The organism is Enterobacter sp. 18A13, assembly GCF_007035975.1.
In the GTDB taxonomy this organism is placed as follows: domain Bacteria; phylum Pseudomonadota; class Gammaproteobacteria; order Enterobacterales; family Enterobacteriaceae; genus Enterobacter; species Enterobacter vonholyi.
On record NZ_AP019634.1, the window covers coordinates 3,697,544 to 3,711,012 of the forward strand.

Annotated in this window: 11 protein-coding genes; 2 read left to right on the plus strand and 9 right to left on the minus strand. The window is 57.2% G+C overall.

Translation table 11 applies throughout. From position 1 onward, the window contains the following. Nucleotides 1–28: 28 nt before the first annotated feature. The gene (gene rlmD / locus FOY93_RS17785) at nucleotides 29–1,327 is read right to left on the minus strand and encodes a 23S rRNA (uracil(1939)-C(5))-methyltransferase RlmD (RefSeq protein WP_143345463.1); all 1,299 of its coding nucleotides are present in this window, start codon (nucleotides 1,325–1,327) and stop codon (nucleotides 29–31) included. A 57-nt stretch (nucleotides 1,328–1,384) separates the two neighbouring features. Between rlmD and barA the strand changes: the two genes are divergently transcribed. Further along, nucleotides 1,385–4,144 carry a two-component sensor histidine kinase BarA gene (gene barA, locus FOY93_RS17790; RefSeq protein ID WP_143345464.1) on the plus strand — a complete coding sequence of 920 codons (2,760 nt, stop codon included), beginning with the start codon at nucleotides 1,385–1,387 and terminating at the stop codon, nucleotides 4,142–4,144. An 89-nt stretch (nucleotides 4,145–4,233) separates the two neighbouring features. Here the strand turns inward: barA and FOY93_RS17795 are convergent, their stop codons facing one another. The 8 genes from FOY93_RS17795 to syd all read right to left on the minus strand — a co-directional run bounded on the left by FOY93_RS17795 (nucleotide 4,234) and on the right by syd (nucleotide 12,547). Continuing rightward, on the minus strand, nucleotides 4,234–5,373 hold the full coding sequence (locus tag FOY93_RS17795; protein WP_133295067.1) for a glycerate kinase: 1,140 nt from the start codon (nucleotides 5,371–5,373) through the stop codon (nucleotides 4,234–4,236). A 77-nt stretch (nucleotides 5,374–5,450) separates the two neighbouring features. Then, nucleotides 5,451–6,788 (minus strand): glucarate dehydratase, encoded by a 1,338-nt coding sequence (gene gudD, locus FOY93_RS17800; protein WP_143345465.1) that lies wholly within the window; start codon nucleotides 6,786–6,788, stop codon nucleotides 5,451–5,453. Nucleotides 6,789–6,803: 15 nt separating this feature from the next. Continuing rightward, on the minus strand, nucleotides 6,804–8,144 hold the full coding sequence (locus FOY93_RS17805) for an enolase C-terminal domain-like protein (RefSeq protein ID WP_143345466.1): 1,341 nt from the start codon (nucleotides 8,142–8,144) through the stop codon (nucleotides 6,804–6,806). Next, the gene (gene gudP, locus FOY93_RS17810; RefSeq protein ID WP_143345467.1) at nucleotides 8,141–9,499 is read right to left on the minus strand and encodes a galactarate/glucarate/glycerate transporter GudP; all 1,359 of its coding nucleotides are present in this window, start codon (nucleotides 9,497–9,499) and stop codon (nucleotides 8,141–8,143) included. Before gudP ends, FOY93_RS17805 begins: the two co-directional genes overlap by 4 nt. 294 nt (nucleotides 9,500–9,793) lie before the next feature. Beyond that, entirely contained in the window at nucleotides 9,794–10,243 is a 450-nt protein-coding gene (locus FOY93_RS17820) for a flavodoxin (protein WP_029741558.1), read from the minus strand. Between the two features lie 24 nt (nucleotides 10,244–10,267). Further along, on the minus strand, nucleotides 10,268–11,044 hold the full coding sequence (truC, locus tag FOY93_RS17825) for a tRNA pseudouridine(65) synthase TruC (protein WP_047173523.1): 777 nt from the start codon (nucleotides 11,042–11,044) through the stop codon (nucleotides 10,268–10,270). Then, the gene (locus FOY93_RS17830; protein ID WP_047173524.1) at nucleotides 11,041–11,370 is read right to left on the minus strand and encodes a YqcC family protein; all 330 of its coding nucleotides are present in this window, start codon (nucleotides 11,368–11,370) and stop codon (nucleotides 11,041–11,043) included. The genes truC and FOY93_RS17830 overlap by 4 nt, the downstream gene beginning before the upstream one ends. 631 nt (nucleotides 11,371–12,001) lie before the next feature. Further along, nucleotides 12,002–12,547 (minus strand): SecY-interacting protein, encoded by a 546-nt coding sequence (syd, locus tag FOY93_RS17835; RefSeq protein WP_143345468.1) that lies wholly within the window; start codon nucleotides 12,545–12,547, stop codon nucleotides 12,002–12,004. A 69-nt stretch (nucleotides 12,548–12,616) separates the two neighbouring features. On the opposite strand from syd, the gene queF reads away from it, so the two are divergent. After that, nucleotides 12,617–13,459 (plus strand): NADPH-dependent 7-cyano-7-deazaguanine reductase QueF, encoded by an 843-nt coding sequence (gene queF, locus FOY93_RS17840; RefSeq protein WP_021241894.1) that lies wholly within the window; start codon nucleotides 12,617–12,619, stop codon nucleotides 13,457–13,459. Nucleotides 13,460–13,469: the final 10 nt, after the last annotated feature.

A 13,469-nucleotide genomic window follows, 5' to 3' on the forward strand; every position in this document is an offset into this window, starting at 1 on the left:
GCCTGTCGAAGTCGACAAGCCAAACAAATTAGATGTGCTCGAACAACACCATCGATTCCAGATGCCCAGTGTGCGGGAACATGTCCAGCATTGCCAGACGCTGAATCTGGTAACCCGCGCTGAGTAATGCCTCGCTGTCCCGGGCAAGCGTTGCCGGGTTACAGGAAACATAGACCACACGCTTCGGCGCGAGTTTAATAATATGTGCCATCACGCCCGGGGCACCGGCACGTGCCGGGTCGAGCAAAATTTTATCAAAGCCCTGCTTTGCCCATGGCTGTTGGGTGACATCTTCCTCAAGATTTTGATGAAAGAATGTCACATTTTGCAAGGCGTTCTGCCGCGCGTTCTCCTGCCCTTTCGCCACCAGCGCCTCAACGCCTTCCACGCCGACGACGCTGGCCGCTTCTCGCGCCAGCGGCAGCGTGAAGTTGCCCATTCCGCAGAACAGATCGAGCACCCGATCGCTTTTCTGGACATCCAGCCACGCCAGCGCTTTCGCCACCATCTGCTGGTTAACGCCATCATTGACCTGAATGAAATCCCGCGGGCTAAACGTTAAGCGTAGCCCGTTTGACGCATACCAGGGCGCCTCACCGGTAACCTGCTCAAGTATCTCGCTTTGTGGTGCCAGGAAAAGCGCCAGGTCGTGGGAATGCGAAAAGCGTTCCAGTTTTTCGCGATCTTTTTTCGACAGCGGCGCGGTGTGGCGCAGCACCATCAGCGGGCCATTGTTTGCCATGACCAGTTCGACGTGCCCGAGATGGCGTACGCCGTCCAGCCCGGAGAGGCAAATGCGCACTTCCGGAAGCAACGCCTCAAGATGGGGCACCAAAATGGGGCACTGCTTCACGTCAACGATGTCGCTGGAGCCGGCCTTGCGAAACCCCATCTCCAGACGATCCGTTTTTGGCTGATAGCTGAGGCTCAGGCGCGCGCGACGACGATAGCCCCAGGGCTCATAGGCAACAATTTCGTTAACGTCATGTTTGAGCAGACGCGCCAGCGCGCGGCTTTTACTTTTTTGCTGTAATTCTGTGCTCGCATGCTGTTGCTGGCAGCCGCCGCAAACGCCAAAATGCGGGCAGCGGGGCTTCACGCGCTCCGGGCTATCGTTGAGACGACGCTTAACCTGTCCGCGCGCGAACTGGCGTTTATCTTCCGTCAGCGTAATTTCTGCTCGTTCTGCTGGCAGTAAACCTGTTATAAACAGAGCCTTACCATTGTGACGTGCTACTCCCTGACCAAACGGATCGAGGTCCGTGGCTTCAACAGTAATGATTTCACGCGTCGTCACGCGTCGCTTTGCAGAGTAGAATTGCGCCATCGCCGAGATTTTTCTCACATAAACATAATTATCTTAATTGTCCCATAACGGAACGCCATGACCAACTACAGCCTGCGCGCGCGCATGATGATTTTGATCCTCGCCCCCACCGTTCTTATCGGTTTGCTGCTGAGTATCTTCTTTGTGGTGCACCGCTATAACGATTTGCAGCGGCAGCTGGAGGATGCAGGCGCCAGCATCATCGAACCGCTGGCCGTATCCAGCGAGTACGGCATGAACCTGCAAAACCGCGAATCCATTGGGCAGTTAATCAGCGTACTCCACCGCCGCCACTCGGACATCGTACGCGCCATTTCCGTGTACGACGAACATAACCGGCTGTTTGTCACCTCGAACTTTCATCTCGATCCGGCGGCCCTGAAGATCCCGGACGGTACGCCGTTCCCGCGCCACCTCACCGTATTGCGGCGCGGCGATATCATGATCCTGCGCACGCCGATCGTGTCGGAAAGCTATTCCCCCGATGAGTCCGCGCAATCCGACGCCAAATCCAGCAATAATATGCTGGGATATGTGGCGCTGGAGCTGGATCTCAAGTCGGTACGGCTACAGCAGTACAAAGAAATCTTCATCTCTGGCGTGATGATGCTGTTCTGCATTGGCATTGCGCTGATCTTCGGCTGGCGCCTGATGCGCGACGTGACGGGCCCCATCCGCAACATGGTTAACACGGTTGACCGCATCCGCCGGGGACAGCTCGACAGCCGTGTGGAAGGGTTTATGCTGGGCGAGCTGGACATGCTGAAAAACGGCATCAACTCGATGGCGATGTCGCTGGCGGCCTATCACGAAGAGATGCAGCACAACGTTGACCAGGCGACGTCCGACCTGCGCGAAACGCTGGAGCAGATGGAGATCCAGAACGTTGAGCTGGATCTGGCGAAAAAGCGCGCCCAGGAAGCGGCGCGTATCAAGTCGGAATTCCTTGCCAATATGTCGCACGAGCTGCGCACGCCGCTCAATGGCGTGATCGGCTTTACCCGCCTGACGCTCAAAAGCGAGCTCAACCCCACTCAGCGCGATCACCTGCACACCATTGAACGCTCGGCCAACAACCTGCTGGCGATCATCAACGACGTGCTGGACTTCTCCAAGCTGGAAGCGGGCAAGCTGATCCTGGAGAGTATTCCCTTCCCGCTGCGCAGCACGCTTGATGAAGTGGTGACGCTGCTAGCGCACTCGTCGCACGATAAAGGCCTGGAGCTGACGCTTAATATTAAAAACGACGTGCCGGATAACGTTATTGGCGATCCGCTGCGCCTGCAGCAGGTCATTACCAACCTTGTCGGGAATGCCATTAAATTCACCGAAAGCGGTAATATCGACGTCCTGGTAGAGAAACGCTCGATCAGCAGCAATAAGGTTCAGATTGAAGTCCAGATCCGCGATACCGGCATCGGTATTCCGGAGCGCGACCAGTCGCGTCTGTTCCAGGCGTTCCGTCAGGCGGACGCCAGTATCTCCCGCCGTCATGGCGGCACCGGTTTGGGGCTGGTGATCACCCAGCGTCTGGTGAACGAGATGGGCGGCGATATCTCTTTCCACAGCCAGCCGAACCGCGGTTCAACCTTCTGGTTCCACATTAATCTGGACCTTAATCCGAACGTGCTGACCGACGGTCCGATGACGGACTGCCTGAAGGGCAAGCGACTGGCCTATGTTGAGCCTAACGCCGCAGCGGCGCAGTGTACGCTCGACATATTAAGCACCACGCCGCTGGAGGTGGTCTACAGCCCAACCTTCTCCGCCCTGGCCGTTGAGCATTACGACATCCTGCTGATGGGGATCCCGGTCACCTTTACCGGCGAGCTGACCATGCAGCAGGAGCGGCTGGCGAAAGCCGCGTCGATGACCGACTATCTGCTGCTGGCGCTGCCTTGCCACGCTCAGCTGAATGCAGAAGAGTTAAAAAATGACGGAGCCGCCGCGTGTCTGCTAAAACCGCTCACCGCGACCCGTCTCCTGCCCGCGCTCACGGAGTATTGCCGTCTTAGCCAGCATGCCCTTCCGCTGATTTACGATGAGCAAAAATTGCCGATGAGCGTGATGGCGGTGGATGATAATCCGGCCAACCTGAAGCTGATAGGCGCATTGCTTGAGGACCAGGTTCAGCATGTTGAGCTGTGCACCAGCGGCGCGCAGGCGGTTGAACAGGCTAAGCAGATGCAGTTCGATTTAATCCTGATGGATATTCAGATGCCGGGCATGGACGGCATCCGGGCCTGCGAGCTGATCCACCAGCTGCCGCATCAGCAGCAAACGCCGGTCATTGCGGTCACCGCCCATGCGATGGCGGGCCAGAAGGAGAAGCTGCTGAGCGCCGGGATGAACGATTACCTGGCAAAGCCCATCGATGAAGAGAAACTTCATAGCCTGCTGCTGCGCTACAAGCCGGGTCATATCGTCGGGACGTACACGGTTTCCAGCGAGCAGGCTGAGGTAAGCGTTAATCAGAACGCTACCTTTGACTGGCAGCTTGCGCTGCGCCAGGCGGCAGGTAAACCCGATCTCGCCCGCGACATGCTGCAAATGCTGGTCGCGTTTCTGCCGGAGATCCGCAATAAGGTGGAAGAGCAGCTGGTGGGTGAAAATCCGGAAGATCTGCTGGACGCGATCCACAAGCTACACGGCAGCTGCGGGTACAGCGGCGTGCCGCGGCTGAAAAACCTCTGCCAGCTGCTGGAGCAGCAGCTGCGTGCCGGTACGCCGGAATCGGAGCTTGAACCGGAGTTCCTGGAGCTGCTGGATGAAATGGATAATGTGACGCGGGAAGCGATGAAGGTGTTGGGAAGCTGAGGTAAATGCCCGGTGGCGCTACGCTTACCGGGCCTACAGGTGCACTAACGTAGGCCGGGTAAAGCGAAGCCGCCACCCGGCAACCACAGCTAAAATGCCTGCCCCACTTTCAGCACCGCAGCGATATTCCTTGCGGTCATCCTGACGTTCTCGCTGGCATTTTCCAGCGCGTCTTCCAGGGAGCAGATGGTGTAGATCACGCTAAACACTGCATCAATGCCGTGATCGTGTACTACGCCAACGTCCGCCGTCAGGCTGCCAGCAATGCCAATAACGGGTTTGTTAAAGCGTTTCGCCACCTTCGCCACCCCCACCGGGACTTTGCCGTGGATCGTCTGGCTGTCAATGCGGCCTTCCCCGGTGATCACCAAATCCGCATCGGCCACCTGGTCGGCCAGGTGTAGCGCATCGGTCACGATCTCAATGCCCTGGCGCAGCTGCGCGCCGCAAAAGGCGTACAGCGCCGCCCCCATGCCACCTGCCGCTCCGCCGCCAGCAAGGTTTAGCACGTCGATATCCAGATCCCGGGCAATGACTCTCGCATACTGCGCCAGCGCGTTGTCCAGGGTGACGATCATCTCGGGTGTGGCACCCTTTTGCGGTCCAAATACGGCTGACGCACCGTCCTTTCCGGTGAGTGGATTCGTGACATCACAGGCGACTTCTATCCGACACTCCGCCAGACGTCTGTCCAGCCCGCTCAGGTCGATACGCGCGAGTTTTCCCAGTTCGCCTCCGCCCTGCCCAAGAGGTTGTTCGCTCGCGTCGAGCAATTTAGCGCCCAGCGCCTGCACCATCCCTGCTCCGCCGTCATTGGTGGCGCTGCCGCCAATGCCAATGATGATATGCTTAACGCCCGCATCCAGCGCATGCCGAATCAGTTCGCCCGTGCCCCAGGAGGTGGTTTTCAGAGGATTACGCAGTGAAGGGACGACCAGCTCCAGGCCGCTTGCCGCCGCCATTTCAATAAAGGCGCTCTGCTCGTCACCGGATAAGCCATAAAACCCGTCCACGCGCTCACCCAGCGGGCCGGTCACCGGAACATGCACAATGCGTCCCTGCGTTGCCGCGATCATCGCCTCAACCGTCCCTTCGCCGCCGTCCGCAACCGGCAGTTTGACGTAAACCGCCTCGGGAAAGATCTCGCGAAAACCACGTTCTATCGCTGTCGCAACCTCAAGCGCACTCAAACTTTCCTTATACGAGTCCGGTGCGATAACAATTTTCATAAGCCATCCTTACGCATAGTCGTTACGTTAAGCATACACCACGTAAAAGACCGCCCATGGGAGCGGTCCCAATGCGTTTATCGTACCATGCACGGGCGTTTATTGTCGAATGTCCAGTCGGGGATCAGATACTGCATCGCCATCGCGTCATCGCGCGCGCCCAAACCGTGTTTCTGGTACAGCTCATGGGCCTTCATCACCTGGTCCATATCCAGCTCAACCCCCAGCCCCGGAGTGGAAGGCACCTGAACCATGCCACCTTTGATTTCAAACGGCTGCTTAGTCAGACGCTGATTACCCTCCTGCCAGATCCAGTGCGTGTCGATAGCGGTAATCGTCCCCGGAGCGGCAGCGGCAACGTGCGTGAACATTGCCAGCGACACGTCGAAGTGGTTGTTAGAGTGCGAGCCCCAGGTCAGGCCAAACTCATGACACATCTGCGCCACGCGCACCGAGCCCTGCATCGTCCAGAAGTGCGGGTCCGCCAGCGGAATGTCGACAGATTGCAATGACAGCGTGTGTCCCATCTGACGCCAGTCGGTAGCAATCATATTGGTCGCGGTTGGCAGCCCCGTTGCGCGGCGGAATTCCGCCATCACCTCACGGCCCGAGAAGCCTTGTTCTGCCCCGCACGGATCTTCCGCATACGCCAGCACGCCTTTCAGCTGCTTTCCGATTTTGATCGCTTCATCAAGCGACCATGCTCCGTTAGGATCCAGCGTCACGCGCGCCTGTGGAAAACGTTTTGCCAGTGCGGTGACGGCTTCCGCCTCTTGTTCCCCGGCCAGCACGCCGCCCTTCAGTTTGAAATCATTAAAGCCATATTTTTCGTACGCGGCTTCCGCCAGGCGCACCACCGCATCCGGGGTCATCGCCTCGTCGTGACGGAGTCGGTACCAGTCGCATTGTTCATCCGGCTGGCTCTGATACGGCAGCGGTGTCAGCCTGCGGTCGCCGACAAAGAACAGATAGCCCAGCATTTCCACTTCGCTGCGCTGCTGTCCTTCACCCAACAGCGACGCGACGTTGACGCCCAGATGCTGACCCAACAGATCCAGCATCGCGGATTCAATCCCGGTCACCACGTGAATGGTGGTACGCAGATCGAAGGTCTGCAGGCCACGTCCCCCGGCATCGCGATCGGCAAAGGTGTTGCGCACGGTGTTCAGGACATTTTTGTACTCACCCAGCGTTTTGCCCACGACCAGCGGAATGGCATCTTCCAGCGTCTGGCGGATCTTCTCCCCGCCCGGAATTTCGCCCACGCCCGTATGGCCGGAATTGTCTTTGATAATGACAATATTGCGGGTAAAGAATGGCGCATGCGCGCCGCTCAGGTTCATCAGCATGCTGTCATGGCCCGCAACCGGAATGATTTGCATGGAAGTGACGACAGGGGTCGTAAAGGTACTCATCGTGTAATCCTTTTATCAGTGACGTCCAAAAACAGGGCGCTTACGGTCAAATGTCCAGCCGGGGATAAGGTACTGCATCGGGCCCGCGTCGTTACGCGCGCCGCCCGGTAGCTTTTTATACGCCTCATGGGCTTTATGGATCCGATCCCAGTCCAGCTCCACGCCCAGACCCGGCGCATCCGGTACGGCAATTTTGCCATCTATGATTTCCAGCGGATTTTTCGTCAGTCGGGCTTCACCTTCCTGCCAAATCCAGTGGGTATCGATGGCGGTCGGGTTACCCGGCGCCGCCGCGCCAACGTGGGTAAACATCGCCAGCGAAATATCAAAGTGATTGTTCGAGTGACAGCCCCAGGTGAGCCCCCACTCATCGCACAGCTGGGCCACGCGGACTGCGCCTGATAGCGTCCAGAAGTGCGGGTCCGCCAGCGGTATGTCGACGGCGTTAAGCATCACCGCGTGACCCATTTCGCGCCAGTTGGTGGCGATCATATTGGTCGCGACAGGTAGCCCGGTTGCGCGACGGAACTCAGCCATGACTTCACGACCCGAGAATCCTTGCTCCGCGCCACAGGGGTCTTCTGCATAGGTCAGGACATCGCCCAGCCCTTTGCACAGGCTAATGGCTTCATCCAGCAGCCATGCGCCGTTGGGATCGACGGTGATCCGTGCATCAGGGAAGCGCTTTTTCAGCGCCCGGGCCGTTTCAATCTCCCGCTCGCCGGGCAGCACGCCGCCCTTCAGCTTGAAATCCTTAAAGCCGTAGCGATCCTGCGCCGCCTCGGCCAGCCGCACCACCGCGTCGCTGGAGAGCGCTTCCTGATGGCGCAGCTGATACCAGTCGTGGTCGCCCGCGGTTCGGGCCAGATAGGGGAGATCGGTTTTATTGCGATCGCCAACGTAAAACAGATAGCCCAGCACGGTAACCGCATCGCGCTGTTTGCCGGGCCCCAGCAGTTCGCAGACCGGGACATTGAGCGCCTTCCCCAGTAAATCAAGCAGAGCCGCTTCCAGGGCAGCAACCGCGTTGACGCGCAGTTCGAACGTCCAGGCACCTTTACCGAACGTATCAAAATCTGCCGACTGATTGCCCTTATGCACCCGCTGAACCACCTTGTTCAGACGGGCGACCTCCTGACCCACGACCTGCGGAATGGCATCAACCAGCGTCTGGTAAATCACCTCTCCGCCAGGAGCCTCGCCCACGCCGGTGTTCCCTGCGCTGTCTTTCAGCACGACGATATTACGGGTAAACCATGCGTTATGTGCACCGCCTATATTGAGCAGCATGCTGTCCTGCCCGGCCACCGGGATGACCTTCATCTCCGTGACGGTTGGGCTCGATTGCGTTGTCATGATCCACGCTCCGCAACAGGTTTAAGTTCGACGCGTTTGATATCCCCCACAAGCACCAGGTAACTCAGTACCGCCACCAGCGCATGCACACCCACGTAAATCAGCGCACCGTTGAAAGAGCCGGTGGTGCCGACGATGTAGCCGATAGCGATGGGCGTAACAATCCCGGAGATGTTGCCGAACATGTTGAACAGACCACCGCTCAGGCCGCTGATCTCTTTCGGTGCCGTATCCGCCATCACCGCCCAGCCCAGCGCGCCAATGCCTTTGCCGAAGAAGGCCATCGCCATAAAGCCGATAATCATCCATTCGGCATTGACGTAGTTACAAAACACCATTGTCATGGAGAGCAGCATGCCGAGCACGATAGGCGTTTTACGTGCGATGTTCAGGGAACCGGTGCGGCGCATCAGCCAGTCGGAAATCACCCCGCCGAGCACGCCCCCCACGAAGCCGCAGATTGCCGGGACCGAGGCGACAAACCCCGCTTTCAGAATCGACATGCCGCGTGCCTGCACCAGGTAAACCGGGAACCACGTAATGAAAAAGTAGGTTAAGGCGTTAATACAGTACTGGCCCAGATAGATGCCGATCATCATGCGCGAGCCGACGAGCTGCCTGATCTGCGCCCATTTCTGGCTGAACGGCACTTTCGCCGTCGAGGATTTCTGATCCATGTTGATCAGCGCGCCGCCTTCCGCGATGTACTCCAGCTCTTTTTTGTTTACGCCAGGATGCTGGTTGGGTTCGTGGATCACTTTCAGCCAGATAAAGCTGATGACGATCCCGAGTCCGCCCATAAAGAAGAAAACGTGTGACCAGCCCACCTCATGGGTCAGCCAGCCCATAATGGGCGCAAAGATCACCGTCGCGAAGTACTGTGCGGAGTTGAAAATCGCCACCGCCGTTCCCCTCTCCTGCGCCGGGAACCAGGCCGCCACAATGCGGCTGTTGCCCGGGAAGGAAGGTGCTTCCGCTAGCCCCACCAGGAAGCGCAGCGTGAAGAGCGCCACGATAATGCCGAAGCCGCTGAAGATATCGACGAAGCCCTGCAGCAGGGTAAAGGCAGACCAGATGAAGATGGACCAGAAATAGACGCGTTTCGAGCCAAAACGGTCCAGCAGCCAGCCGCCAGGAATTTGCCCGATGACGTAGGCCCATGAGAATGCGGAGAAAACGTAACCCATCCCCACCGGATCAAGGCCGATATCTTTTGCCATTTCCGAACCGGCAATCGACAGCGTGGCGCGGTCACCATAGTTAAAGGACGTGACGATAAACAGCATCACCACTATCCAGTAGCGGGCATTGGTGCGCTTTTCAGCGCTGCTCGCTGCGTGGCTTAATGTACTCATTGTTGCACTCCTGAAACATAGCTTTCGCCTGGTTCATTCTGTACAGCACCGGTAGGGTAATCAGAATGAGATTGGTTTTTGTCGTTTTGGTACGGCCTGACGCCGTTTTATAGTGACCGGAAAAGTATATGAAGGAGTGCCTCATCACCTCACCGTGCAGAAACACAGTATTAAAGGATGTATGAGAGGTTGTTTATGGCATAAGCCCAAAGCAGTGGAAGATGCTTCACGGAATCGAGGATTTTGTGTGGCTTCGTTGCCGGGTGGCGGTTAAGCCTTACCCGGCCTGGAGAACTATTTAAGCAGCGTTGCCCAGTGTTCGACCCACGGGTTTGATTCGCTTTCTGGCTCCGGGTGCTCGCCCGCGTCAATCAGCAGCATCTCGCCGACGCGCTGTGCGCTCTGTTCCTGCAGGAGCGCATCGAACTGCTTGCCGCCGCCGCAGAAGTTGGCGTAAGAGCTGTCGCCGAGGGCGATGATGCCGTAGTGAACATCTGGCTGATAGCCAAGCTGGTCTTTAATGCCCTGGAACAGCGGCACGATGCTGTCCGGCAGGTCGCCCTGCCCGGTGGTGGAGGTCACCACCAGAATGTATTTATCTTTATACTTTTCCCAGTCCGCCAGCTCCGGATCTTCATAGACCGTGGCTTTATGGCCCTGGCTGGCGAGTATTGCCTCAGCCTCTTCCGCTACCAGCAGCGAGTTGCCGTACATTGTGCCGACAAAAATGCCTACTTCAGCCATGCTATTTTCCCATATTGAATGCGCTTACTCTTCATCCTGAACGTTGCCCGATACAAACTCAACCCTTTCATTTTCGGGGAGTTGTCCCAGCCAGCCAAACTGTGACAGCGCCTGCATCCAGACGTCGTCCAGCCGCGCACGGATAGTCAGCGGCTCGCCGGTAAACGGGTGCGTCAGGCTGAGCTCGCTCGCGTGCAGCATCAGACGATGGCAGCCAAAGTGTTCGGCCGCGCTGCGGTTCTGGCGTAAATCACCGTGTTTGCTGTCGCCAATAATCGGGTGGCGCAGATGCGCAAGGTGGCGTCGCAGCTGGTGCTTACGCCCGGTTTTGGGCAGAAGCTCAACCAGGCTGTAGCGCGTGGTCGGAAATTTGCTGGTTGCCACCGGCATTTCCGTCGTCGCCATACCGCGATAATCAGTCACGGCGGGCTGCGGGCCTTTGTCATCGCGGGCAAATTTATCGGCGATTTTGTCCAGCTCCTCCACCAGCGGGTAGTCCAGCGTGGCGGACTCGGTCAACCAGCCCCGCACGATCGCGTGGTAGCGCTTCTGGATCTGATGTTGTTCAAACTGCTGCGCCAGCAGACGCCCCGCCTCGCTGGAAAGCCCCATCAGCAGCACGCCGGAGGTCGGCCGGTCGAGACGATGGGCGGTAAAAACATGCTGACCAATCTGATCGCGAACGGTCTGCATCACCACCACTTTCTCATCACGATCGAGCCAGCTGCGGTGTACCAGCCAGCCGGACGGTTTATTCACCGCCACCAGCCACTCGTCCTGATAGAGGATCTCAAGCGTCATGCATCTTCACCGGCAAACAGGGAATCCAGTTTTTCCAGTTCGACCAGCATGACGTCGCGCGCAGGATGCGTCGCTTCGAGCGCCATTTCATAATAGGGAGAGACAGCAAACGCCTGCGGCAGCGGATGACCGCCCTCAAGCAGGGCGTGCATGCGCGGAATTAACACCCACTGCAGCCACTCAAACGGGGCCAGCGTATCCAGGCAGAAAGGCTGGGTGCTCGCGAACGCTTCTGGCTGCGGCGCGGTCTCCTGCCACAGCTGATGTTGGCGCAAAAGGGCTTCGATGGCGTGCAACTGAGCACGAACGCTATCGTGTTGCGTCATAGTAACCTCAACTGAAAAAGTGAACGGCGCGCAGCATAGCATTGCGGAAGGCAGAAATAAAAAAGGGAGCACTGTAAAAACAGTGCTCCCGGTTCGTTCCGCAGCAATCCAGCTACAATTCGTGCTCCCTGCTCATCCGTGACAACTTTTCCTGAAGCCCGAAGGCTTGGTCATCCGTCTACCTTTTGCATCCTTCACACATCTTCCTGACGTGTTTGTTTCATCCTGAAACGTCCTGGCCTTCCTGACCCACCGACCATCCTGACCGGCTCTCGTTCTCCTTCCTGGAGGTGTCCCTTACGCATCTTGCGTTATCCGCTTCGCTTCATCCTGAAGCCTTCCTGCAACGCCATCCTGACGAGTCCTGAGTGTGAAACGCCATCATCCTGATGTTCGTTTCTCGTGTCGGCTTCCTGTCGACGGAGATAGAATCCGCTATTCCGCTTCGTCTTACAACCCACTCAGCCAGCGTTGTAAGACGCGAGGACTCCCTAAAAATAATAGGCAGAACAACTAATTCATTGAAAAATAGAGTGATATTAATCTGAATTTAATGAGGTAATACTGAATGTTCCAGCGATCTCTCACAAACGTTGTAAGAGATCTCTCACACGCGTTATAGCATCAGGGATTACAGAAGTGGCTCAAGGCGGGTGAGGAAATCCGCAAGAGAGGGGGCGAGAGTCTCGCGATTGCGGGTACCGATAGTCTCTTTAATCACTTCACCTGACAGGTTACAGACGGATAACACATCCAGTTCGCTGTCCAGCGTGGCAATAAAGAGCGTCGGAGAAAGCTTAAGGCGTTTTTGCGTGACAAGATGACCAATCAGGTTTTCCTGAACACGCTGCAGATCGTCTTCGCTCCAGGTCTGCAACAGCGTCAGCGTGATATCGGCAAAGCGCGCGGGCATATCCCCTGCGAACTGCGCGGTATAAAATGCGTGAACCGCTGGTTGTACCACAATGTCCATTGCCCGCTCAACCGCATTTACATTTTGCTCGCCGTCAAAAGGTTTTGGTTGCCAGATAACGTAATCGTCGAGCGAAGAGATAATACACGGTGAAGGTACGCCGTATAAATCAGAACTTTGCGGCCACGTGCCCTGCTTTTCATGCCATGCGTCGCAGTAGCGGGTCGTAAAGGTAGTGAGGGCATTTGCAGTTTCGATGTCCACCGATTTCTCTCTTCTTGTCAGACAGGATAAACTCAGGCCATAAGTGTACCTGTAAAGTGGCTATGAAACATGTCTTACGAAAATCATCAGGCGTTAACCGGCTTAACGCTGGGTAAATCGACCGATTACCGCGATACCTACGATGCAAGCCTGCTGCAGGGCGTGCCGCGCAGCCTGAACCGCGATCCTCTGGGTCTGCACGCAGACGCGCTGCCGTTCGTGGGTGGCGATATCTGGACGCTGTACGAACTCTCGTGGCTCAACGCACGCGGCCTGCCGCAGGTGGCGGTGGGCCACGTTGAGCTGGACTATGCCAGCGTGAATCTCGTCGAGTCTAAAAGCTTTAAGCTCTATCTCAACAGCTTTAACCAGACAAAATTTAACAGCTGGGACGACGTTCAGCACACGCTGGAACGTGATTTAAGCGCCTGCGCGCAGGGAAAGGTGAGCGTTTCACTGTATCGCCTGCACGAGCTGGAAGGGCAGCCAGTCGCCCACTTCAACGGGACCTGCATCGACGATCAGGATATTGAGGTGGAAAATTATGAATTCAGCGCCGATTACCTCGAAAACGCGGCGAGTGGCAAGGTGGTCGAAGAGACGCTGGTCAGCCATCTGCTGAAATCCAACTGCCTGATCACCCACCAGCCGGACTGGGGCTCAGTGCAGATCCAGTACCGCGGCCCGAAAATCGACCGGGAAAAATTGCTGCGCTACCTGGTGTCATTCCGACATCACAACGAATTCCACGAGCAGTGCGTGGAGCGCATCTTTAGCGATATTCAGCGCTTCTGCCAGCCAGAAAAACTGAGCGTTTACGCGCGCTATACCCGCCGCGGCGGTCTGGACATCAACCCGTGGCGCACCAACACCGATTTTGTGCCGGCGACCGGACGGCTGGTGCGTCAATAATATAAATATT

Coding starts and splice junctions, on each gene's coding strand:
- rlmD (WP_143345463.1), bottom strand. CDS start 1,327: ATGGCGCAATTCTACTCTGCAAAGCGACGCGTGACGACGCGTGAAATC.
- barA (WP_143345464.1), top strand. CDS start 1,385: ATGACCAACTACAGCCTGCGCGCGCGCATGATGATTTTGATCCTCGCC.
- FOY93_RS17795 (WP_133295067.1), bottom strand. CDS start 5,373: ATGAAAATTGTTATCGCACCGGACTCGTATAAGGAAAGTTTGAGTGCG.
- gudD (WP_143345465.1), bottom strand. CDS start 6,788: ATGAGTACCTTTACGACCCCTGTCGTCACTTCCATGCAAATCATTCCG.
- FOY93_RS17805 (WP_143345466.1), bottom strand. CDS start 8,144: ATGACAACGCAATCGAGCCCAACCGTCACGGAGATGAAGGTCATCCCG.
- gudP (WP_143345467.1), bottom strand. CDS start 9,499: ATGAGTACATTAAGCCACGCAGCGAGCAGCGCTGAAAAGCGCACCAAT.
- FOY93_RS17820 (WP_029741558.1), bottom strand. CDS start 10,243: ATGGCTGAAGTAGGCATTTTTGTCGGCACAATGTACGGCAACTCGCTG.
- truC (WP_047173523.1), bottom strand. CDS start 11,044: ATGACGCTTGAGATCCTCTATCAGGACGAGTGGCTGGTGGCGGTGAAT.
- FOY93_RS17830 (WP_047173524.1), bottom strand. CDS start 11,370: ATGACGCAACACGATAGCGTTCGTGCTCAGTTGCACGCCATCGAAGCC.
- queF (WP_021241894.1), top strand. CDS start 12,617: ATGTCTTACGAAAATCATCAGGCGTTAACCGGCTTAACGCTGGGTAAA.